Consider the following 20,562-nt stretch of genomic DNA (forward strand, 5'->3'; position numbering starts at 1 on the left):
CCGGCGAGAGAGGCAACCTCGACCGAATCAGGGCGCGTAGTAGTACTCGCCTTCCTTCTTCTGCTCGCGGTCCAACTGGCTCCCCGGCTTGTTGATGCGCGGGCGGCCGACGTTCTCGTCGCGCCGGAAGGTGATGTCGAGGTTGGCGAGGAAGTCGTTCATCCCCTCGCGCATCCCCTTCGGTTCGCTGGCGTGACCGCTGACCGCGGGTTCGCCGTCGAAGACCATCAGGCGGTCGGCCAGCAGGTCTATCATGTAGATGTCGTGGTCGATGACCATGACCGTCGCGTCCTGCTGTTCGGCGAACCGGCGGATGGCGTTGGTCGCGCGGACTCGCTGTTCCACGTCGAGGTACGCCGAGGGTTCGTCCAGCAGGTAGAGGTCCGCGGACTCCGAGAGGCAGGCCGCGATGGCCACGCGCTGGCGCTCGCCGCCCGAGAGGTCCGTGAGCTGTTGCTCCATGATGCGCTCCAGTTGGAGCGGTTGGGCGATTTCGGTGTTCCAGTACGACGAGCCGACCCGGTCGGTGATCGAGCGCAGGAAGCTGTCGGTCCGCATCGGCTGGTCGATTTCGATGTACTGGGGCTTGTACGCGATGTCCAAATCGAAGTCGGCCTCGCCCTCGTCGGGTTCGAGACGGCCCGCCAGCAGTTGCGCGAACGTCGATTTCCCGATGCCGTTCGGGCCGACGATGCCCAACACTTCGTTCTCTCGAATCTTGCCGCCCTCGACCTCCAACTCGAACTCGCCCTCGCCGTAGGACTTCGAGATGGTCGGGTAGTCCACGAGCGTATCGGCCCGCGTCACCTGCCGAGGAGCGTGTTCCTCGAACTCGATGGCGTCGGGTCGGATACGCATGTTCTCGTTCTGGAGGTACCCCTTGAGGTACTCGTTGATGCCGTTCCGGACGGATTTGGGCGAGGTGATGACACCGTACGCGCCGGGTTCACCGTACGCGACGTGGAGGTTGTCCGCCACCAAGTCGAGGATGGCGAGGTCGTGTTCGACCACCAGCATCGACTTGCCGTGTTCCTCGGCCATCTCCTGAATCAGACGCGCGGCCTTCACGCGCTGGCTGATGTCGAGGTACGGCGTAATCTCGTCGATAAAGTAGAAGTCCACGTCGCGGGCGAGACACGCCACCAGCGCGACGCGCTGGAGTTCGCCGCCCGACAGGCTGTCGATGTCTTGGTCCACGACGTGTTCGATGTCGAGTCGTTCGAGCAGGTCGTCCAAGACGCCCCGCTCGTCGGTCTGCTCCAGCAGTTGGGCGGTCGGACCGCCGAACTGGTCGGGAATCTTGTCCACGTACTGGGGCTTGCGCGCGACGCTGACCTCGCCGTCGCGCACGTCCGCGAGGTAGTCCTGCAACTCCGTGCCGCGGTAGGCGTCTAACACCGCGTCCCACCCCGGCGGGTCGGCGTGCTGGCCGAGGTTCGGCGCGAGTTCGCCCGCCAGAATCTTGACCGCGGTGGTCTTCCCGATGCCGTTCGGCCCGAGGATGCCCGTGACCTGCCCCTCCAGCGGGACCGGCAGACCGTACAGCGAGAAGGCGTTCTCGCCGTAGCGGTGGACCGGGTCGTCCTCCAACTCTTGGGGGAGGTTGATAATCTCGATGGCGTCGAAGGGACACTTCTCGACGCAGATGCCGCAGGTCTCGCCGAGGCAGATCTCCTCGCTGATGTGTACTTGGTCGGGGTCGCCCTCGTCGGCGTCGTCACCGCGCAGGGTGATACACTCCTTGCCGGTCCGGTTGGGCGGGCAGTAGTTCTTACACTCGTAACTGCACCGGTCCGGTTGACACCGCTCTAAGTCCACGACCGCGATACTGTCGTCCGCCATGAGTTAGAAGGTGACTCCGTTCGTCAGCAGAATCGTCCACGTCACGAACCACATCGAGAACGTCATGAACAGCACGTAGAGGTGGTCTTTCGTGGAGAAGTCCTCCACGTCGATGCCCATCACTTGGAGGACCGGCAACTGGACGAAGACGAACCCCGCCACGATTGCCAGTCCGAGTTGGTCTTTGGCCGCGGCCCCGAGGAACGCGGCGGAGACGAACGCCGCCGCGACGCCAGCGAGCGTGGCGACTGCCGTCACCGTCACGCCCCTGACGTGGGAAGACCGCCGCTCGGATACCTGTTCGGTCGCCATGCGTGACGTTGAGGGACCCGAGTTGAAGGCCTTTTTGTTACGCGCGGACAACTCGACGCGACCGACCCGCTCGAACGCGACCGCTCGACTACTGGTCAGACATCCGACAGTGCCAGTCGTTCTCAGTACTTTTATGCTCGTCGCGTGTTTCGATTCGTAACGATGGCAACTCAGTCCGAGTTAGAGGACATCGACGACCTGCCGCCGAGCGCGAAACTGGTCTTCAAGGTACTCGAATACAAGGGTGCGCTCACCCAGAAGGAAATCGTCGAGGAATCGATGCTGTCGGCGCGTACGGTCCGGTACGCGCTCGAACGACTCGAAGAACTGGAGGTAGTCGAGGAGGACGTGTACTTCGCCGACGCCCGCCAGAACCTCTACGAAATCGACGTGTCCTGTGACACGTCGGCCGACTGCACCGACGCGCAGAACTGCGCCGACTGACTCGCTCGCGACCGTCGCGGGACGACTGGTTTTCGGGCTACTCCTCGAACCCCGACTGCATCCCCGCGTGGACGTAGGCCGCGAGGATGTCGCCGATGCGCGTGTCCGCGGTCCAGAGCGCGGTCTCCTCGAACGGTTCGGTATCGTCGTCGGCCCGAACCGACAACAGCACCGTCGCGTCGTCCACCAGTAGCGTCCGCCCGGTGAACCCGCCGGTCCCCTCGCGCGACGCGACGACGACCCGAACCGGGTCGTCGGCGAACAGGTCGGCGACCCCCGACTCCTCGGTGACGACGAGGACGGACACGCCCTCCTCGGCGCGCGCTCGGAGCGCCGACGCGACCTGCTCGGCGAGGAGGTCCTCGCTTCCGGCGACCAGAATTACGCGCTCGGCGGCCTCTTCGACCAGCGACGCGACGCGCTCGTGGATGGAGTGGTGGCCGTGGAGGGTCGCCACGTCGCGCTCGTCGGCACGGTCGGCGTGTTCGTTCCGGACCGCTTCGAGGTTCTGGAAGGCGCGCTGGTGTTGGCGCTCGACGGCCTCGCGCAACTGCTCGCGGGCGGCCGCGAGGCTCACCGGCCGGTACTCCTTGGGCGAGGACTCGACGACCTCCACGAGTCCCCGACTCGCCAAGTCGTCGGCCGCGCCGTACACCTGCGACCGGGGCACGTCCGAGACTCGACTGACCGCTTGGGCGCTCCCGGTGCCGAGGCGCTGGAGCGCCACGAACACCTGCGCCTCGTAGTTCGACAGTCCGAGTTCCCGCAGGGCCTCGACCGCGTCGTGCGCGCTCATCTCGTCTCTGGTCTGTGTGGAGGCGCTCCTCGTGATTAAGGGATTTCGGGTCGCCCGGAGCGACGTGTTATTGTAGAAATCTACAACCATTTATACTATGAGCGCGAACCTCCCGAGCAACGATGGGTTTCGCCGACAGATACGCCGACGCGCTGACGACGTACAGCAAGGTCGTCCTCGCGGTTCTCCTCGTCTCGACCGCCGCGGTCGGGTACGGTGCCGCGAACATCGACGCCGGACTGACAATCGCCAGCTTCGGGAGCGATTCGACCGAAGCCCAGAAACTCGACTACCTCCAGTCGAACTTCACCACCGGCGACGAGAACACCTCCGTCGCACAGGTCGTCGTCCGAGGAGACGACGTGTTGACCAAGGAGTCGCTAATCGAGACGCTCAGGCTCCAACAGCGACTCCGGGAGAACGAGACGGTGAACGCGACGCTCCGCGAGGGACAATCGACGGTCGGCCTCTCGAACCTCGTGGCGACCGCCGCGATGCGACAGGAGCGGTCGTCCGGCGGTGACTCGAACGCGACCGGCGCTGGCGCGCCGCCTGCCAGACCGCCGTCGCTGGACGCCCAAATCGCGCAACTGGAGTCGATGTCCCAGTCGGAAATCGACCGCGTTCTCCTGACCGTCTTGAACCCCGACCGAACCGCCGCGGGACCGGTGGACCCCTTCACCCTGCTGGCGACCGACTACGAACCGGGGACGACCACCGCCTCCGCGCGCGTCGTCTTCGTCTTCCAACAAGCCGACTCGTCGGGCGACGCCCTCTCCGACGAGATAATCGCGGCCCAACTCGCCACCCAGACCATCGCCGACCGGACGGTCGAATCGACCGACGCGTTCGTCTTCGGCGCGGGCATCGTGGACGAGGAGTCCGGGCGGGCGACCGGCGAGAGCTTCGCGGTCATCACGCCCTTCGCGTTCCTGTTGGTCGTCGGGGTCCTGTTCGTCGCCTATCGGGACCTCGTGGACGTGATTCTCGGCCTCGCCGGGACCCTGCTGGTCCTCGTCTGGATGGGCGGGTTCATGGGGTGGGCCGGAATCGGCGTGACCCAGATTCTCATCGCGGTCCCGTTCCTCCTCATCGGTCTCTCCATCGACTACGCGCTCCACGTCGTGATGCGCTATCGGGAGGCCAGAGCCGACGCCCCCGAGCGCGCTCCCCGCGAGGCGATGCGGGCCGGACTCGCTGGCGTGACCGTCGCCTTGGCGGCGACCACCTTCACCACCGCGGTCGGGTTCACCTCGAACCTCGTCAGTCCCATCGAGTCAATCCGCCAGTTCGGTCTCGTCTCGGCGTTCGGCATCGTCTCGGCGTTCGTCGTCTTCGCCGGACTCCTGCCCGCGCTCAAACTCGAACTCGACGGTCTCCTCGAACGGCTCGGGTTCGACCGCCGCAAGCGCGCGTTCGGCACCGGTACGAGCGCGGCCAACCGCCTGCTCGGAGTCGGCGCGACCGCGGCCCGCAAGCTTCCCGTCGCCATCGTCCTCGTCGCACTCGTGGCGAGCGCGGGCGGTGCCTACGCCGCCACCGACATCGACACCTCCATCAATCAGGTGGACTTCCTGCCGCGGGACTCTCCCGACTGGATGGACTCGCTGCCCGGCCCGCTCCGGCCGGGCGACTACGACCTCCGGGAGAACGTCGTCTACCTCAACGACAACTTCGTCCAGTCGCGCGACCGCTCGCAGGCTCAGATACTCGTGGAAGGCCCGGTCGCGTCGCCGAACACGCTCGACCGGCTCGCGGCCGCCCGCGAGGAGATAAACCGGTCTTCGAGTGCCATCACGCTCGCCAGCGGGCGACCGAGCGTGGACGGCCCCATCTCTACGATTCGGCGCGTCTCGGCGCGGAACGACTCGTTCGCGCAGGTGGTCGCCGAGCGCGACGCCGACGGCGACGGGATTCCCGACCGCGACCTCGAAGCGGTCTACGACGCGCTGTACGCCACGGCCCCCGACGAGGCGGCCGCGGTCGTCTACCGCACCGACGACGGCGAGTATCGCGCGCTCCGCCTCGCGGTCGCCATCCGCGGCGGGGCCGACACTGGCACCGTCACCAGCGAGATGCGGGCGGTCGCCGCGGTCGTCGAGACCGACAGCGACCTGACCGCGACCGCGACCGGGCAACCGATAATCAACGAAATCGTCCAGCAGGGCCTGCTCTCGACGCTTGTCCAGACGTTCCTCATCACGCTCGGAGTCATCGTCTCGTTTCTGACGGTCATCTTCTACCGGCGTTACGGCACCCTCTCGCTGGGCGCGGTCACGATGGTCCCGGTCGTCTTCGCGCTGAGTTGGATTCTCGGCGCGATGTACCTGCTCGGCATCCCGTTCAACACCGAGACGGCCATCATCGCCAGCATCGCCATCGGCATCGGCGTGGACTACGCCATCCACATCAGCGAGCGGTTCGTCGAGGAGTTGGCGAGGGCAGGGAGCGCGACCGCGGCGCTAGAGACCACGCTGGCGGGGACCGGCGGCGCGCTACTGGCGAGCGCGGTCACGACCGCTGGCGGGTTCGGCGTCCTGCTGTTCGCGCTGGTGCCCTCGCTCCAGCGGTTCGGACTCGTCACGGGGACGACCATCGTGTTCGCGTTCCTCTCCAGCGTGGTGGTCCTGCCGAGTCTGCTGGTGCTGTGGTACCGCTATCTCGGCACCGACACGCCGGTCGGCGAGGCGACGGTCGGCGCGACCGGCGACTAACCGAGTCGGCGGACGGATTACTGTCCGACGACGGAGGTCCGCCCGGTCAACTCGTCGGCCACCAGTTTGTAGAATTCGAGGTCGGTCGGGTCGCGGTCGTCGGGCCACGGACAGGCCGGGAACCACGCGTTCTCCGCGCACGCGACGTAGGCGTCGTCTATCTCGTCGTCGGGGACCGCCTCGATCGGACCGCGGACGACGACGCTCGTCCAATCGGGCGGTTCGACCTCGGGAACGAGGAGCGTCGCCCGTTCGGTCGCGTCGAGGTACGACATCTTCTCGCTTCGCTCGTCGGTCTGGAGGTGGAAGTAGACGGTCTCGTCGCCGTCGTACCCGAACGACATCGGAATCGAGTAGGCACACCCACCGTCCGCGAGCGTCAGGCATCCCCACCCCTTCCGTTCCAGAAAGGCACTCGCGGCGTCGGAACGCATCCGCACGTCGGACCATCTGTCGTCCGATACGCAGTCGTCGTCCTCTACGAACTCGTCGGTAGACATCGTTGGTGTCTGTCCATTGACGTACGGTGTCTATATAACCGGCATCCGATTCCAAGGAACTGAGAACAGAGCGTGCAGGCTGGTGCTGGCGACGAATCGTGACGGATTTTTTGTGAGGCGAGACGAATCGTCGGCGACGGCCGACTCCGAAAAATATAGTGTATTTTAGGGGTGCCGTCGAAGCGGTCGCCGGGTAATCTATCCGCCCTGCAACCAGTATCGTTACGATGGACGCGTGACTGAAGACGAACGTGACCGAAGACGAGACGCCCCGCGAGGACCGTGACTCCTCGCGGTTGAAGGCGCAGGCCGACTCCTCCCGGACCGACCAAGAAATCGCCGGTGCGTACTACGACGACGAAATATCCTACGAGCAGTTGCGCTCGCTCGTCGGCGACGAGAGGGCCGCCAACTTCCGCGTCCTGAAACGGCAGTTGGACGATGATCTGACCGACGAACTCGCGGAACTGTAGTCTCCTCGATGGGCCGACCTCGAATCGGGTCGGCCGAACGTCTGACCCCGCTACGCCCCGACGACCGTAATTGCCTGCTCGCGGTCGATAGCGCGCTCCAACTCCTCGGCGATGGCGCTCCCGCGCGAGACCTGAATGTCGCCGCCCCGACCGACCGTCGCGGTGAACAGGTACTCGCCGTCGGCCTGCACCTCGACCGTCTCGCCTGCGTGGCCATCGGTCGGCAGGACGATGTGCCGGGAGGTGATTTCGGGAGTCACGACCTCGCCGCGCGAGGCCCCGCCGCCTGCGCCCGCGCTCGCACCGCCAGCGCCGCCCGCGCCCGAGGAGGACTGCGGGTTCTCGTCGTGGGTCCGCACGTCGATGTCGATGCCCAGTCGGTTCTCGATGTCCTCGATGCGGCCGCCGCCCTTGCCGATGACGTAGGAGATGTCGTCCTCGGTGACGTAGACCGTGGCGCGGTTCTGGCCTTGGACCTCGACCTCGACGGCACCGCGGGCGACCGACTGAATCTCCCGCTCTATCTCCTGCTTTGCGAGTTTCGAGACGCCGCTCTCCTCGCGCTCGCCCTCGTTGAGCGGCACGGTGACGACCTGCCGGTTGAAGGTGTAAATCTCGTACTCGGGGCGGCCGGTCTCGAAGTCCTGAATCATGATGACCGGGCGCGCGAGGTCCTCCTCCATCAGGCCCTCGGGCACCTTCACCTGCGTGGTCACGTCGTAGACCTTCTCGACCTTCCCGGCCTCGATGTAGACGACGGTGTCCACGATTTGGGGAATCATGCCGAGTTCGACCCGGCCGACGAGTCGCTGGAGCGCGTCGATGGCGCGCGTCGCGTGGACGACGCCGATCATCCCGACGCCCGCGAGTCGCATGTCGGCGAACACCTCGAAGTCGTCGGTCTTGCGCACCTCGTCGTAGATGGTGTAGTCGGGCCGGACCATCAGCAGGGAGTCGGCGGTCTTCTCCATCTCGCCGCTCAACTCGGTATACTGGGTGATTTCGGGACCGACCTGCAAGTCGCGGGGCTTCTCCATCGTCTTGACCGCGAAGTCGTTGTCCGCGAGGAACTCGCCGACCGCCTGCGCGAACGTGGACTTCCCGGCACCGGGCGACCCCGAGATGAGGACGCCGCGCTGGTGTTCCAGCAGTCGCTCCTTGAGTTCGTCGGCGAACTCGTAGTCCTCCATGTCGGTCTTGACGATGGGCCGAACCGCGGTTATCTCCCACGCGTCGGCGAACGGCGGTTCCGCGACCGCGATGCGGTAGTCGCGGAACTGGACGATGGTCATCCCCTGCTCGGAGAGTTCGATAAAGCCCTCGTTACTTCGCTTGGCGGAGTCGATAATCTCGCTGGCGTACTCCTTGAGTTGCTCCTCGGTCGAGACCTCGTCGCGTATCTGCTGGTAGTGCATCTCGCCGATGTCGCCGCGCTTGGCCATCGGCGCGACCCCCGCCCGGAGGTGGAGGCTCATCGTCTGGTCGTCGAAGAACTCCTCGATGGCGAGGCGACCGATTTCGCCGTCGTCGGTCTTCGGCGCGATGTACTCCACGTCGAGGCCCTTCGCCTTCGCCACCTCGGCCTGCACGCTGTCGCTGGTGACGAACGTGGCGTCGTGGTCGGCGGCCAACTCCCGGATGTGGGCGTCGATTTCGCCCTCGTGAGCGCGGCCCGCGGCCTCGGGGTCCGGGCGCTCGCCGACGTACTCGAGTTCGATGTCGCCGTCGTCGGCGAGGTCCGCGAGGCGCTGAAGCTCCGAGAGGCCGTCCCACCCGCTCTCCTGTCCCCGGTTGGCCTGTCCTTCGAGTTCGGCGACGACCGCCTCCGGAATCAGCACCGTCGCGCCCGCGAACTCGCCATCGACGGCTTCACCGTCTTTCCGCTGCTTCTCCGAAGCAGCGCCCCCTACCCGCTCGGAAATCCGGCCGTCGATGACGACGCTCGTGTCCGGTAGAACGTTCATGCACCACTCTTGGGACGGCGCGCTCATAAGACGTATGCTTCGACAACCGGATAGCGCGGGCCGCTGCGCGCCCAGTCGCGTCCGCGAGGCAACAAGCTTCAATCGCGTGGACGCCCTTCGTTCGTCCGTGTTCGATACGCTGTCCGAGGAGCGCGCCCGCCAGTTCAGTTGGCTCTTCGTCGGCCTCCTCGCCGTGGCGATAGTCGAGAGCGTCCTGACCGACGACCTCGTGTGGGCGGTACTCCTCGGCGTGGCGCTCGTCGTGGTAGTCCTCCCGCCGGTCGCGTCCCGAGACGCGGGCGTCGTCCTCCCGCCTTCCGTGACCGGACTGGCAGCCCTGCCCGCGGTGACGCGGGCGTTCGACCTCCCGTGGCTAACCGACTTCGCGGTCTACGGCGGGGTCGCGGCGGTGGCGCTCGCGGTCGTGGTCGAGTTGGCGCTGTTCACCGAGACGGAGATGGCTTCGTGGTTCGCGGACCTGACGGTCGTGCTGACGACGATGGCGGCCATCGGTCTCTGGGCGGTCCTCCAGTTCGCGTCCGACCAGTGGCTCGGCACCGAGTTGCTCACCACGACCGACGCGGTGATGCGGGAGTTCATCCGCGCGACCGTCGCCGGGGTCCTCGCGGCGGGCGTCTTCGAGGTCCACTTCGAGGTGGTCGAACCGAGCGACGAGCGCGCCTCAGACCTCCCGGAGGGTGGCGGATGACCGACGTGCTGGACGACGAGAGCCTCGACGACGCGGGCGACGCCGACGACGCGGGCGACGACCTGCTGTCCGAGGAGCGCGAACGCTGGCTGGTCCGCCTGCTCCAACTCGGACTGGTCGGTATCGTCGGGTACGGTCTCTACCGAGGAGAGACCGGCGTCGCAGTCAACGGGGCGCTCGCGCTCGGGGTCACGTTCGTCCCGGCGCTCCTCCGGCGGGACGCTGGCATCTCGCTCGACGCTGGCTACGTCCTCTGGATTTCGACGGCGGTGTTCGTCCACGCGGTCGGGATACTGGGTCCCTACCAGCAGTTGCCGTGGTACGATTCGGTGGCCCACGCCCTCTCGGCGTCGGTCGTCGCGGGCGCTGGCTACGTGACGGTCGTGACTATCGACGAGGAGTCCGCCGAGACCGAACTCCCGAGCGAACTCCAGTTCGCGTTTCTCCTCGTGTTCGTCATGGCGTTCGGCGTCCTCTGGGAGATCATGGAGTTCGGGACCGAACAGGTCGCCTCGATGCTCGGCGGGAGGGCTCTGCTGGTCCAGTACGGGCTGGACGACGTGATAAACGACCTCGTGTTCAATCAGGTCGGGGCGCTCGTCGTCGCCGCGTTCGACGTGGCCCGACCGGACAGCGCCGCGGACGAGGCCGCCGAGGCGGTGGACGAGCGATAGCAGGGCGGTCCGAAACGACCGGAACGGACGACCGACTTATCCGCCCGAGTCACGTACCGCGGGTCATGCGTCACGAACACCTCGTGGTCACGGTCGAAGCCGACACGAAGGCGCGCATCGACGACCACCTCGACGGCGGCGAGTCGCTGGAAGCGTGGGTCGCCGACGCCATCGAGCGAAAACTGGCCGACGAGGAGGACGCCGACGACGCGGCGGCCCGATTCGGCGACGCCGCCGCCAGCGCCGACGAGTCCGACGCCGACCGTGGCAAGCGAGACCCGCACGCGTTCGACCGCGGCGAGACCGACCCTTCGGACTCCGACCCGCCAGATTTCGTCCCGCGCGACGACTCCGGAGCGGACCCCGAGGACGACGACTACGACGGCGGTCCCGACGACTACGGCGAGGGCTTCGAGTACGTGGACGACTGTAGCATCTGACGAGCCTTCGCCAACGCTACGCTCGGACGTGCAACCCGCGATTCTCTACTCCGACCACGTCACGTTCCGGGTCATGACGAACACCAACAGGGCCATCAGCAGTTGGCCGAACAGCGCCTCGGCGGCCGCGATGGCCTGCGCGCCGATGAGGACTGGTTGCATGTCGCCGTAGCCCAGCGTGGCGAAGGTGACGACGCTGAAATAGAGGCTGTGGAGGAACACGACGAAGTTGTAGTACAGCCCCATGCCGGGGTCGAAGAAGTACTTCACTGGCGTCCCGCTCGGCGTCCCGGCGTGGACCTCGCCTAACAGCGGGAACAGGACCGCACAGACGACGATGACGGCCGCGGCGGTGGCGATGACCCGCCACGGGTTCGACCCGTAGCCGGTCGTCCACCGCCACGCCTCCTTGGCCAGCGCGCGCGGGTACGAGCCGTACTCCCACGCCTCCCGCCTGCGAACGTCCTTCTGCTGGAGGTAGTAGTTCCGCGAGGCCGCGGTCAGGCCGTTCTCCTCGGTGAGTTGCTGGAGTTCCTTGTAGGTCCAGTGGGCCGCCTCGTAGCGGTCCATCCGGTCGTCGTTACTCTCCAACTCGCGCTGGACGCGGAGCGAGGTGAACTCGTCGTTCTCGGCGTCCAGCAGTTCCTCCTCGTAGACGACGTTGTTCCCGAAGTTGGTGGACTCGGCGATGCGCGCGTTGTCGAAGACGGCGTAGTGGAGGCGCGCGCCACAGAGGTCCGCTCCTCGGAGGTCGGTGCGGTGGAACTCGGTGTGTTCGAGGTTCGACCCGCGGAGGTTCACCGACTGGGCGTCCACGCCCTCGAAGTGGGAGTACCGGAGGTCCGCGCCGCTCACGTCGGCGTCTTCGAGGTTGCAGTTGACGAATCGCGCGTCGGTGACGGTCCGGCCCGCGAGCCAGTCGCTCCCTGACAACTCCACGTCCCGGAATATCGCGCCGTCGAGGCGGTCGCCGACGGTCGGCGCGGCGCTCTCCAGTTCCCGCGAGGGCTTCTGGGCCACGTCGGCGTGCCAGATGCACCGGTCGGTGTCGCCCCACGTCGGCCGCCAACAACAGACCCCGCCGAGGCCCGTCACCGCGCTGGCCTCGTGGGTGTACCCGCATCGCCCCTCCACGGTCGTCGGGCGCTCCGTGGAGACGCCCTCCGCCTGCTCGTCGGTGACCTTCACCGCGCGCTCCTCGGCGTTCGTCCCCGAGTCCCCACTGGTAGACTGCATCTCCCCAGACATGGGCCACGTAGTTCGCGCTCGCCCTTTCACTTTGTGCCCGACCCGTCAGGGAGGCGACGACGCGCTGACCGGTCTCCCGGCCGATTTCGAGAACCGAGGAGGCCGTCACCTCTTTTCGCGTGGCGCGCGTCGAACCGAGCATGGTCGAACTCGGCGCGATTCACGAGGAGATTCGGCGCGTTCGGGAGGACACCGACGCCGACCGCGACGTGCGACTGAGCCTCGACTCCATCGAGGAGGCGCTCGCGGGGATGGAGTCGGGCGAGAACGCCGCCCAACCCGACCGCATCAAGGAGCTTCGCGCGGAGATAGACCGCCTGAGCGACGACGCAGACGGCGAGACGGCCGCCGAACTCGACCGGTTGCAGGAGCAACTCCGGGAGTACGAGCGCGAGCAACTGTAGCCGTCTTAACCCGATTCTTATTTCTCAAAAATAGCCAACGGTTGCTCAAGTAACGACGTATCCGTGTTTCTCGAACGACGAGGAGCCGTCGGATTTCCCGTCGATGCGGAGGACCCCGCGCGGCAGTCTCTCGCGGCCGCCGACCGCGCGGGAGTCTCCCGCGACGCCGACGGTTCCATGGCAGTCCGAGCGAACCGCCGCGCCGGTCCGCTTCCGCGACCCACGAGTTCAAGCGTCTCGCGGTCCACACCTCGGCTATGAGCGATATCACCGAACTGACCCGCCAACTCGTCTCGATTCCCTCCCACGACGACGAGGCCGCGGCGGGCGACTGCATCGAGAACTGGCTCCGCGAGGAGACCGACGCCGAGGTAACGCGCGACGAGACCGGGAACGTCCTCGCCACCCGCGGTTCGGGGGCCTCCTCGGTCGCGCTCGTGGGCCACCACGACGTGGTGCCGCCAGCCGACTCCCAGACCACCGACGACGGCGAGTACGTCGTCGAGGAGCGCGACGGCCGCCTCTACGGCCGGGGCACCGCCGACATGAAGGGCGCGGTCGCGGCCGCGATGCTCGCGTTCCGGGACGCGACGCTCGCCGGTTCGGGTCCGGAACTCGTCTTCGCCAGTTTCGTCGGCGAGGAGCAGGGCGGCGTCGGCGCGCGGGCCGCCATCGAGGAGGGCTTCGCCCCCGACTACGCGGTCGTCGGCGAGGGTTCGACGGGGTACTCCGCTCCCGGCGTGACCGACGTGGCGGTCGCGCACAAGGGTCGCCGGGGAAGCACCGTCACCGCCCGCGGCGCGGCCGCCCACGCCAGCGAACCGGAGTCCGGCGAGAACGCGGTCTACCGGGCCTGCGACGCGGTGGACGTGATTCGGGACCTCGACTTTCCGGCGGTCGAGGTGTTGGGCGAGGAGGTCCGGGGGAGCGTCGCCGTCACCGGAATCGACGGCGGGAGCGCGTGGAACGTGATTCCGGAGGGGTGCGAAGTCACGGTGGACGAGCGGACGGTCCCCGGCGAGCGCGCCCCCTTGGAACGCGTCGAAGAGGTCGAGGGCGTCGAGTGGACCGTGGACCAAGACCTCCCGCCGATGCGCTGTGACGACGAGGAGTTCGCCGAGACGGTCCTCGACGCGGCGCGGGACGCGCAAGCGGGAGCCGAACACGCGCCCCAACTCGTCTCGAAGCCCCACGCGACGGACGCCGGGTGGCTCGCGGAGGCCGGGACGACCTGCGTGGTCTGTGGCGCGGCCGAACCCGGCGAGGCCCACACGAAAGACGAGAGCGCGAGTATCGAGGTGCTGGACCGGTGTTACGAGATTTATCGGGGCGTCGCTGAAGGGTTCTAATTGCTGTTTCTCGTTCGTGATGATTTCCCGGTTCCCCGCAGGTGACCGCAAAGAAGGGGGAGAAGAACGCCTCGAAAGCCCCCGGTCGCTGGCGGTCGCTCTGCGGGATATTCGCGGCTCTCAGCACCGCCCGCCGCGAATAGTGGCCCGCAGAGACGACTAAACTGTACGCCAGCGACCGGCCCCTTTACCCCGCCCACGGTGGTTCGTCTCGTCGGGCGTTCGTCGGTGGTCTGCGTTGTCGGGCGTTCGCGGTAGTCCGTGTCGTCGGGCGTCTGCTGGTGGTGATTGTAGAGTCTATCTTTCGATTCGAAACCCGGCTTTTGATAATGTGTGACACCCTACGACCGGCCGATGTCAAGCGAAGCCGCCGACGAGGCGTCCGACACGTACTCGGAGTTCCTTCAGCAGGTGCAGCGTCTGACGAATCTCCAGCAGGCCGGGCGGATACTCGGGTGGGACCAAGAGGTCATGATGCCCGAGGGCGGCACGCCCGCCCGGTCGAAACAGCGCTCGGCGCTCTCGACCGTGACCCACGAACTGCTCACGTCCGACGAGATGGCCCGGCAGTTGGACGACCTCGAAGCCGGTGAGCTGTCCGACGAGGAGGCCGCGGTCGTCCGCGAGGTCCGGCGCGAGCGCGACCGGGCCGCCAGCGTGCCCCAAGACCTCGTCGAGGAGATTTCGGAGGTCTCGTCGGAGGCGATGCCGGTCTGGCAGGAGGCCAAAGAGGAAGACGACTTCTCGAAGTTCGCGCCGACGCTCGAAAAGCTGGTCGAACTCAAGCGCGAGTACGCCGAACACATCGACCCCGACCGCGACCCCTACGAGGTCCTGTTCGAGGAGTACGAGCCGTACCTCGGCGTGGACACCGCCGAGCGCGTCCTCGACCGACTCCGCGACGAGCTAGTCCCGCTGGTCGAGGCGGTCCGGGAGTCGGACGCCGACCTCGCGACCGACACCTTCGACGGGGAGTTCGACACCGACACGCAGGAAGACCTCGCGCGCGACGTGCTGGACACGCTGGGCTACGATTGGGACCACGGCCGTCTGGACACCGCGCCCCACCCCTTCTCGTCGGGCAACCAGTTCGACGCCCGCGTCACGACGCGCTTCTCGCCCGACGAACCCCTCGGCGCGCTGATGGCGACGGTCCACGAGTTCGGTCACGCGACCTACACCCTCGGCCTGCCCCGCGAGGAGTACGGCACGCCGCTGGGCGAGTCCCGCGACATGACCGTCCACGAGTCCCAGTCGCGCCTCTGGGAGAACCACGTCGGGCGCTCGCGGGCGTTCTGGGAGCGGTTCCTGCCGAAAGTCAAGGACCGATTCCCCGAGAAGCTGGCCGACGCCAGCGTGGACGACGTGTACGAGGCGGCCAACGAGGTCTACGAGGACAACCTCATCCGGGTCGAGGCGGACGAACTCACCTACCACATGCACATCATCGTCCGCTTCGAAATCGAGCGCGACCTGATTCGGGGCGACCTCGACGTGGAGGACGTGCCCGAGGTCTGGAACGACAAGTACGAGGAGTACCTCGGCGTCCGTCCCGACTCCGACGCCGAGGGCTGTCTGCAGGACATCCACTGGAGCCACGGCGACTTCGGCTACTTCCCGACCTACTCGCTCGGGAGCGTGCTGGCGTCCCAACTGTACGCTAGCGCCGACGACGAAATCGAGAATCTGGACGAGAAAATCGCGGAGGGCGACTTCGAGGACCTCCACGACTGGCTGACCGAGAACGTCCACCAGCACGGCTCGCGGTACACCACCGACGAACTGATTCGGCAGGCCACGGGAGAAGAGTACACCGCCGACTACTTCCTCGACTACGTGAAGTCGAAGTACGGCGAACTGTACGAACTGGACGACTACCAGTAGCCGGTTCAGTTCCCATCTAACGCGGCTCTCACTTCTTCCACCGCCGCGCGCTCCGAGACCCGAAACAGGAACTCGCCGCTCCACTCGCCGGACTCGATTTCGCTCGCCAGCCCCGGCCCGAGGGTCGCCTCCGTGAGCATCTCGCCCTCGAAGTACGTCCGGATGACGTGGGCAGTAGGAGTCTCGAACGCGCCGACCGATTCGAGGCCGTCGGCGAACGCCGCGGTCCCCTCGTCGGTCAGTTCGACGGCCAACTGGTAGCCGCCGCCTCTGGCCTGTTCGACCTCGCCCACGGAGGCCACGTCCGCGCCCGTGACGAGTTCCGTCTCGTCGTCGCCCTCCTCGCTCTTGCCGTTCTCCTCGCTCTCGCCGTCCGCGACCGCGATTCGGAACTCCTCGGGCGACGCCGCGCTCGTTTTCGTCTCGGTTCCCGTGTCGGTGGTCTCAGAATCCGCGGTGGACTCGTCGTCCGTCGTCGCCTCGCCACCGGCGTCTCCGGCCGAGACCGCTCGCCGAATCTGCGCGCATCCGGAACTCCCGACCAGCGCGAGACACCCCGCCGCGAGGACCTGTCTTCGAGAGGGCATACGAATTTGTTGGATAAATTCCACTAAAAGCGTTTAGGTTCCCGACCCGATGCCGCGCTCGACCACGGTCCCGTCCTCGCCGACCGCGACCGCCCTCGACACGCCGAGCGCGACGCTCCGGAGCGCCCCCATCGCTGGCGTCGTCTCGCGCTCCCACCCGCCAGCGCCCTCGCGCTCGTACGCGCCGCCCTCGCCGCACGCGAGGCCGCGCTCGCCGCCGAGCGCGACCGCCAGAATCGGCTCGTCGGCCAGTCGCTCGGGCGTCCACCGGTCGCCGTCGTACCGGTGGATCACGCCGTCGTCGGCGCTGACCGCGCACGCTCCGGGGCCGGTCGTCGCCACGTCGGTCAGCGTGCCGTCGGCGTCCACGCCGACCTCCTCGAAACTCCGGCCGCCGTCGGTCGTCTCGAAGACCGACTGGCTCGTGTCGCAGGCGTAGCCCGCCGACTCGTCGGCGAGCGCGACCCCGGCCAGACTCGACCCGCTCCCCGGCGTCGTCGGGTCGGCCCACTTCAGGTCGCCGTTACGGTACCGCCCGCGCCGGACCTCGCCCGACCCGTTCACGACGAGGAGGGTCTCGTCGCCCGCCGACTCGGCCCCACCGGACCCGGCCGCGGCCACGTCCACGAGATTCGAGGAGTCGCCGTCCGGCGCGGAGTAATCGACGTGCCGCCCGGTCGCGGGGTCGAGTCGCCCGAGGGCACCGTTCTCGCCCGCGACCCAGACGCCGCCCTCTTCGACCGCGGCGACTCCTCGGAGCGCGTTCGACCCGGCGCGCGGGCCGTCGGCCAGCAGTTCGGTCCAGCCCTCGCCGTCGTCGCCGACGACGACTCCGCCCGCGCCGACCGCGTACGCGCCGTCGCCCGTCACCGCCGCGTCGAGGAGCGCCGCGTCGGTCGGCACCGTCGCCGCCTCCCAGTCGGGCGTCGGAGCCTCCGCGGCCGTGGACTCCTCGTCGTCCGGGGTCGGGCTCGGGGTTCGCTCGTCGTCGGGCGTCCCGTCGGCCTCCGTCGTCGGTGACTCGTCGGCGGCGGTCGGGGTCTCGTCGGTAGTCGGGGTTTCGTCGGCAGTGGGGGCCTCCTCGGCGTCCGACGACGGCGCTCGCTCGGCCGGGGACCGCCGCGCGTACAGCACCAGCGGCGGCAGGACGTACGCGGAGATAGCGACAATGGCGAATAGCTTGTCCACGAACGTCAGCATCCCGAACGCCGTGAGCGCGGCGGTCGCGACCGCGTGTTGCCACGTCTTGGTGTACCGCTTGAAGTACGGGCCGAACCCGTCGGCGCGGTTCGGTGCTTCCATCGACGGTAGTTGGAGACTGGGACACTCGGGTCTTACGACCGGCGGGGTGACAGCGTGGTTCGGTGACGAACCCCACGCTCCTCGCCGCCACCCTCATTTTGATACGTCGGGGAGCCGAGAGGACGGTATGGCCGACGCGTACGACGATTTACTCGACCGATGTAAGCGAATCACCGCACTGCAGGACGGCAGCGGCGTCCTCTACTGGGACCAGCAGGTGATGATGCCCGAGGGCGGCACGCCCGCCCGCTCCGAACAACTGTCGGCGCTCTCGGGGGTCACCCACGAGCAACTGACCGCCGACGAGACCGGCGACCTCCTCGACGCCGCCGAGGAGCAGGAGCTATCCGACGAGCAGGCCGCGGTCGTCCGCGAGCTTCGCCGCGAGTACGACCGCGCGAGGAAGGTGCCCGAGGAGCTAGTCGAGAAACACAGTCGCCTCCAGTCGGAGGCCCAAGACGACTGGCGCGAGGCGAAGGCCAACGACGACTTCTCGGCGTTCGAGCCGATTCTCTCGGACCTGCTGGACCTCCGGGTCGAGAAGGCCCAGCACATCGACCCGGACCGCGACCCCTACGAGGTCATGTTCGAGGACCGCGAGCCGTACCTCGAACTCGACACGGTAGAGCGAATCTTCGACGAGTTGAAGGAGGGGCTGGTCCCCCTCATCGAGGAGATTCAAAACAGCGAGGGGATTCCGGACGCCTTCGAGGGGACCTTCGACACCGACGCTCAAGAAGCCCTCTCGCGGGACGTGCTGGACCTGCTGGACTACGACTGGGACAGGGGCCGCCTCGACACCTCCGCTCACCCCTTCATGTCGGGCACGCAGTTCGACGCCCGCATCACGACCCGGTTCGACGAGACCGACCTCCTCGGGGCGGTTAGCTCGACCGTCCACGAGTTCGGTCACGCGACCTACGCGCTCGGGCTTCGGGACGACGCCTACGGCACGCCGCTCGGCCAGTCCCGGTCCAGCGGCGTCCACGAATCCCAGTCGCGCTTCTGGGAGAACCACGTCGGTCGGACCAAGGAGTTCTGGGAACTCGTCCTGCCGACGGTGAAAGACCACTTCCCGCAGGTCTCGGACGTGACGCCCGAGGAGGCCTACCGGACCGCCAACCGTATCGAATCGGACAACCTCATCCGGACCGAGGCCGACGAACTCACCTACCACATGCACATCATCCTGCGGTCGGAAATCGAGCGCGAGTTCGTCTCCGGCGACCTCGCGGTGAGCGAGATTCCGGCCGCGTGGAACGACAAGATGGACGAGTATCTGGGCGTCCGGCCCGACACCGACTCGGAGGGCTGTCTACAGGACATCCACTGGACCGGCGGGTTCGCCAGCTTCCAGAACTACACCGTCGGGAGCGTCCTCGCGGCCCAACTCTGGGCGACCATCGAGGACGAACTGGACGACCCCCGCGGTCTCATCGCCGAGGGCGACTTCCAGCCAATCCGCGACTGGCTCACGGAGAATATCCACCAGCACGGCTGTCGGTACACCACCGACGAACTGATTCGGGAGGCGACCGGCGAGGACCTGACCGCCGAGTACTTCCTCGACTACGCCGACGAGAAGTTCGGCGACATCTACGGACTGTAGTCTCGGCGTCGGATTCTGGCTCTCCGCCCACGCACTCCGTCGCTCGAAAGAAAAGCTGAGTTCTCGACTCGCACGCGAGTCGGTCGGGTTGGGTTACGCGCCCGCTTCCTGAAGCGCGTCTTCGAGTTCGTCGCGCTGGGTAACGCCGACGAATCGCTCGACCACGCCGTCGTCGTTCTCGACCACGATGGTCGGAATCGAGCGCACCTGATACTCGTTGGCCACGTCCTGATGCTCGTCCACGTCGATTTTCTCGAACTCGACCTCGCCCCAGTCCTCCTCCATCTCCTCGAGGATCGGGTCTTGAGTCTTGCAGGGGCCACACCAGTCCGCGTAAAAGTCCTTCAGCGTGACAGTCATGGGTGTTCTGGCGGAACTATCCCCGCCTCGCGCATAAGGGTTTCCCACCCGCGTCGTGTTGCCGCGTTCGATTCCTCGCCGCGAGCGCGCTCGCTCCGAAAGGTTTAGGCGACGGGCGGTCGGACCACCGTACATGAGCAGTGGCCAGAACTCCGGCGGACTGATGTCCAGCGCCGGACTCGTTCGTTACTTCGACGCGGAGGACCGCAACGCCATCCGCATCGACCCCAAGACCGTCGTCGCCTTCGGCGTCCTCTTCGGCGTCCTCATCGAGATTCTGAACATCCTCGGCCTGTAGCGGGCGGGCCACCAGTCCTTTCGTTCGCGTTCGCGTACTGGTTCGAGATGCGTCACCGCTCTACCGGCGATGCCGAACGTGAGCGTCACGCCGACTCCTCGTCTACCTCCTCGCCAGCGACTTCTCGCGTCCGGCAAATCCGCGAGGGGGCCGTCGGCGGGTTCGTCGCCACGCTGGTCATGACCGCGTACCGACTCCCAATCTCGCGGTCGCTCCCGCCGACCGCGCGCTTCTGGGCGACCTTCGTCGGCGACGGCGACGAGGAGGACTATCCCGGCCCGGCCATCGTCCTCCACCTGCTCTACGGAACCGTCGCGGGCGCGGTCTTCGGGGCGGCGGGCGCGCTCGTCGGCCGAGACGCCCCGACCGCGGACCCCGACGAGGAGGCCCGCCGCGAGGAGGTCGGCCTGCTCGCTGGCGTGGGCTACGCCCTCGCGCTCTCGTGGGTCGGCGAGCGCGTCCTCCTGCGGGGCCTTCTGGGGATGGCCCCCGACCGCGACGAGTCGCTGGTGTTCCACGTCGGCCACGCCGTCTACGGGTTGACCCTCGGGACGTGGGTGGGGTCACGCGTCAGCCATCCCGAGGATGGCTGACGGGTGACCGGAAGTAGGGTCGCGCGTCAGTCACGGTTCTCGTGACTGACGCGCGACCGA

The 20,562-nt window shown here is 67.2% G+C and carries 21 protein-coding genes; 12 read left to right on the forward strand and 9 right to left on the reverse strand.

Annotation, left to right across the window (positions count from 1 at the left end; all coding sequences use genetic code 11):
- Nucleotides 1-27: 27 nt before the first annotated feature.
- Nucleotides 28-1,842: a ribosome biogenesis/translation initiation ATPase RLI gene (locus tag EPL00_RS01765; protein ID WP_135852123.1), complete on the reverse strand. Its 1,815-nt coding sequence runs from the start codon at nucleotides 1,840-1,842 to the stop codon at nucleotides 28-30.
- Nucleotides 1,843-1,845: 3 nt separating this feature from the next.
- Entirely contained in the window at nucleotides 1,846-2,154 is a 309-nt protein-coding gene (locus tag EPL00_RS01770; protein WP_135852122.1) for an EMC6-like membrane protein, read from the reverse strand.
- A gap of 162 nt (nucleotides 2,155-2,316) precedes the next feature.
- Here EPL00_RS01770 and EPL00_RS01775 point away from each other — a divergent pair, with 162 nt between their 5' ends.
- Nucleotides 2,317-2,598, forward strand: coding sequence for a winged helix-turn-helix transcriptional regulator (locus tag EPL00_RS01775; RefSeq protein WP_135852121.1), 282 nt, complete (start codon nucleotides 2,317-2,319; stop codon nucleotides 2,596-2,598).
- Between the two features lie 37 nt (nucleotides 2,599-2,635).
- On the opposite strand, the gene EPL00_RS01780 is transcribed toward EPL00_RS01775, so the two are convergent.
- Nucleotides 2,636-3,394 carry a TrmB family transcriptional regulator gene (locus tag EPL00_RS01780; protein WP_135852120.1) on the reverse strand — a complete coding sequence of 253 codons (759 nt, stop codon included), beginning with the start codon at nucleotides 3,392-3,394 and terminating at the stop codon, nucleotides 2,636-2,638.
- A gap of 122 nt (nucleotides 3,395-3,516) precedes the next feature.
- Here EPL00_RS01780 and EPL00_RS01785 point away from each other — a divergent pair, with 122 nt between their 5' ends.
- The gene (locus EPL00_RS01785; protein ID WP_135852119.1) at nucleotides 3,517-6,108 is read left to right on the forward strand and encodes an efflux RND transporter permease subunit; all 2,592 of its coding nucleotides are present in this window, start codon (nucleotides 3,517-3,519) and stop codon (nucleotides 6,106-6,108) included.
- Nucleotides 6,109-6,125: 17 nt separating this feature from the next.
- On the opposite strand, the gene EPL00_RS01790 is transcribed toward EPL00_RS01785, so the two are convergent.
- Nucleotides 6,126-6,608, reverse strand: coding sequence for a pyridoxamine 5'-phosphate oxidase family protein (locus EPL00_RS01790; RefSeq protein ID WP_135852118.1), 483 nt, complete (start codon nucleotides 6,606-6,608; stop codon nucleotides 6,126-6,128).
- Between the two features lie 251 nt (nucleotides 6,609-6,859).
- On the opposite strand from EPL00_RS01790, the gene EPL00_RS01795 reads away from it, so the two are divergent.
- Nucleotides 6,860-7,081, forward strand: coding sequence for a hypothetical protein (locus tag EPL00_RS01795; protein ID WP_135852117.1), 222 nt, complete (start codon nucleotides 6,860-6,862; stop codon nucleotides 7,079-7,081).
- 50 nt (nucleotides 7,082-7,131) lie between these two features.
- Here EPL00_RS01795 and EPL00_RS01800 read toward each other — a convergent pair whose 3' ends face one another.
- On the reverse strand, nucleotides 7,132-9,045 hold the full coding sequence (locus tag EPL00_RS01800) for a PINc/VapC family ATPase (RefSeq protein WP_135852116.1): 1,914 nt from the start codon (nucleotides 9,043-9,045) through the stop codon (nucleotides 7,132-7,134).
- 127 nt (nucleotides 9,046-9,172) lie between these two features.
- Between EPL00_RS01800 and EPL00_RS01805 the strand changes: the two genes are divergently transcribed.
- The 3 genes from EPL00_RS01805 (at nucleotide 9,173) to EPL00_RS01815 (ending at nucleotide 10,868) form a co-directional block, all read left to right on the forward strand.
- The gene (locus tag EPL00_RS01805) at nucleotides 9,173-9,754 is read left to right on the forward strand and encodes a hypothetical protein (protein ID WP_135852115.1); all 582 of its coding nucleotides are present in this window, start codon (nucleotides 9,173-9,175) and stop codon (nucleotides 9,752-9,754) included.
- The gene (locus EPL00_RS01810) at nucleotides 9,751-10,428 is read left to right on the forward strand and encodes a hypothetical protein (RefSeq protein ID WP_135852114.1); all 678 of its coding nucleotides are present in this window, start codon (nucleotides 9,751-9,753) and stop codon (nucleotides 10,426-10,428) included. The genes EPL00_RS01805 and EPL00_RS01810 overlap by 4 nt, the downstream gene beginning before the upstream one ends.
- A 65-nt stretch (nucleotides 10,429-10,493) precedes the next feature.
- The gene (locus EPL00_RS01815) at nucleotides 10,494-10,868 is read left to right on the forward strand and encodes a hypothetical protein (RefSeq protein WP_135852113.1); all 375 of its coding nucleotides are present in this window, start codon (nucleotides 10,494-10,496) and stop codon (nucleotides 10,866-10,868) included.
- Nucleotides 10,869-10,913: 45 nt separating this feature from the next.
- On the opposite strand, the gene EPL00_RS01820 is transcribed toward EPL00_RS01815, so the two are convergent.
- Nucleotides 10,914-12,116 (reverse strand): pentapeptide repeat-containing protein, encoded by a 1,203-nt coding sequence (locus EPL00_RS01820; RefSeq protein ID WP_202932523.1) that lies wholly within the window; start codon nucleotides 12,114-12,116, stop codon nucleotides 10,914-10,916.
- A 140-nt stretch (nucleotides 12,117-12,256) separates the two neighbouring features.
- On the opposite strand from EPL00_RS01820, the gene EPL00_RS01825 reads away from it, so the two are divergent.
- From EPL00_RS01825 to EPL00_RS01835, 3 genes are all read left to right on the forward strand, one after another.
- Nucleotides 12,257-12,520: a DUF7553 family protein gene (locus EPL00_RS01825; RefSeq protein ID WP_135852112.1), complete on the forward strand. Its 264-nt coding sequence runs from the start codon at nucleotides 12,257-12,259 to the stop codon at nucleotides 12,518-12,520.
- 257 nt (nucleotides 12,521-12,777) lie between these two features.
- On the forward strand, nucleotides 12,778-13,869 hold the full coding sequence (locus EPL00_RS01830; protein WP_135852111.1) for a M20 family metallopeptidase: 1,092 nt from the start codon (nucleotides 12,778-12,780) through the stop codon (nucleotides 13,867-13,869).
- A 354-nt stretch (nucleotides 13,870-14,223) separates the two neighbouring features.
- Nucleotides 14,224-15,753, forward strand: coding sequence for a carboxypeptidase M32 (locus EPL00_RS01835; protein WP_135852110.1), 1,530 nt, complete (start codon nucleotides 14,224-14,226; stop codon nucleotides 15,751-15,753).
- Between the two features lie 5 nt (nucleotides 15,754-15,758).
- Here EPL00_RS01835 and EPL00_RS01840 read toward each other — a convergent pair whose 3' ends face one another.
- Nucleotides 15,759-16,340, reverse strand: a complete 582-nt coding sequence (locus EPL00_RS01840; RefSeq protein WP_135852109.1) for a preprotein translocase subunit SecD family protein — start codon at nucleotides 16,338-16,340, stop codon at nucleotides 15,759-15,761.
- A 33-nt stretch (nucleotides 16,341-16,373) separates the two neighbouring features.
- A complete protein-coding gene (locus EPL00_RS01845; RefSeq protein ID WP_135852108.1) occupies nucleotides 16,374-17,642 on the reverse strand; it encodes a WD40/YVTN/BNR-like repeat-containing protein in 1,269 nt (422 codons plus the stop codon).
- A 127-nt stretch (nucleotides 17,643-17,769) separates the two neighbouring features.
- On the opposite strand from EPL00_RS01845, the gene EPL00_RS01850 reads away from it, so the two are divergent.
- Nucleotides 17,770-19,251, forward strand: a complete 1,482-nt coding sequence (locus tag EPL00_RS01850) for a carboxypeptidase M32 (protein ID WP_135852107.1) — start codon at nucleotides 17,770-17,772, stop codon at nucleotides 19,249-19,251.
- 93 nt (nucleotides 19,252-19,344) lie between these two features.
- Here the strand turns inward: EPL00_RS01850 and trxA are convergent, their stop codons facing one another.
- Complete coding sequence (trxA, locus tag EPL00_RS01855; protein WP_135852106.1) at nucleotides 19,345-19,611, reverse strand: thioredoxin; 267 nt, start codon at nucleotides 19,609-19,611, stop codon at nucleotides 19,345-19,347.
- A 133-nt stretch (nucleotides 19,612-19,744) separates the two neighbouring features.
- Between trxA and EPL00_RS01860 the strand changes: the two genes are divergently transcribed.
- On the forward strand, nucleotides 19,745-19,909 hold the full coding sequence (locus EPL00_RS01860) for a preprotein translocase subunit Sec61beta (RefSeq protein ID WP_135852105.1): 165 nt from the start codon (nucleotides 19,745-19,747) through the stop codon (nucleotides 19,907-19,909).
- A gap of 47 nt (nucleotides 19,910-19,956) precedes the next feature.
- The gene (locus EPL00_RS01865; protein ID WP_202932524.1) at nucleotides 19,957-20,502 is read left to right on the forward strand and encodes a hypothetical protein; all 546 of its coding nucleotides are present in this window, start codon (nucleotides 19,957-19,959) and stop codon (nucleotides 20,500-20,502) included.
- Nucleotides 20,503-20,562: the final 60 nt, after the last annotated feature.

Origin of the sequence: Halorussus salinus (assembly GCF_004765815.2) — an archaeon.
GTDB lineage: Archaea > Halobacteriota > Halobacteria > Halobacteriales > Haladaptataceae > Halorussus > Halorussus salinus.

Bases quoted from the DNA above. Each gene is read 5' to 3' on its own strand.
- EPL00_RS01765 (WP_135852123.1), bottom strand. From the start codon at position 1,842: ATGGCGGACGACAGTATCGCGGTCGTGGACTTAGAGCGGTGTCAACCG.
- EPL00_RS01850 (WP_135852107.1), top strand. From the start codon at position 17,770: ATGGCCGACGCGTACGACGATTTACTCGACCGATGTAAGCGAATCACC.
- EPL00_RS01845 (WP_135852108.1), bottom strand. From the start codon at position 17,642: ATGGAAGCACCGAACCGCGCCGACGGGTTCGGCCCGTACTTCAAGCGG.
- EPL00_RS01775 (WP_135852121.1), top strand. From the start codon at position 2,317: ATGGCAACTCAGTCCGAGTTAGAGGACATCGACGACCTGCCGCCGAGC.
- EPL00_RS01820 (WP_202932523.1), bottom strand. From the start codon at position 12,116: ATGTCTGGGGAGATGCAGTCTACCAGTGGGGACTCGGGGACGAACGCC.
- EPL00_RS01770 (WP_135852122.1), bottom strand. From the start codon at position 2,154: ATGGCGACCGAACAGGTATCCGAGCGGCGGTCTTCCCACGTCAGGGGC.
- EPL00_RS01785 (WP_135852119.1), top strand. From the start codon at position 3,517: ATGGGTTTCGCCGACAGATACGCCGACGCGCTGACGACGTACAGCAAG.
- EPL00_RS01865 (WP_202932524.1), top strand. From the start codon at position 19,957: ATGCGTCACCGCTCTACCGGCGATGCCGAACGTGAGCGTCACGCCGAC.
- EPL00_RS01810 (WP_135852114.1), top strand. From the start codon at position 9,751: ATGACCGACGTGCTGGACGACGAGAGCCTCGACGACGCGGGCGACGCC.
- EPL00_RS01825 (WP_135852112.1), top strand. From the start codon at position 12,257: ATGGTCGAACTCGGCGCGATTCACGAGGAGATTCGGCGCGTTCGGGAG.
- EPL00_RS01830 (WP_135852111.1), top strand. From the start codon at position 12,778: ATGAGCGATATCACCGAACTGACCCGCCAACTCGTCTCGATTCCCTCC.
- trxA (WP_135852106.1), bottom strand. From the start codon at position 19,611: ATGACTGTCACGCTGAAGGACTTTTACGCGGACTGGTGTGGCCCCTGC.
- EPL00_RS01790 (WP_135852118.1), bottom strand. From the start codon at position 6,608: ATGTCTACCGACGAGTTCGTAGAGGACGACGACTGCGTATCGGACGAC.
- EPL00_RS01835 (WP_135852110.1), top strand. From the start codon at position 14,224: ATGTCAAGCGAAGCCGCCGACGAGGCGTCCGACACGTACTCGGAGTTC.
- EPL00_RS01860 (WP_135852105.1), top strand. From the start codon at position 19,745: ATGAGCAGTGGCCAGAACTCCGGCGGACTGATGTCCAGCGCCGGACTC.
- EPL00_RS01780 (WP_135852120.1), bottom strand. From the start codon at position 3,394: ATGAGCGCGCACGACGCGGTCGAGGCCCTGCGGGAACTCGGACTGTCG.
- EPL00_RS01800 (WP_135852116.1), bottom strand. From the start codon at position 9,045: ATGAACGTTCTACCGGACACGAGCGTCGTCATCGACGGCCGGATTTCC.
- EPL00_RS01815 (WP_135852113.1), top strand. From the start codon at position 10,494: ATGCGTCACGAACACCTCGTGGTCACGGTCGAAGCCGACACGAAGGCG.
- EPL00_RS01840 (WP_135852109.1), bottom strand. From the start codon at position 16,340: ATGCCCTCTCGAAGACAGGTCCTCGCGGCGGGGTGTCTCGCGCTGGTC.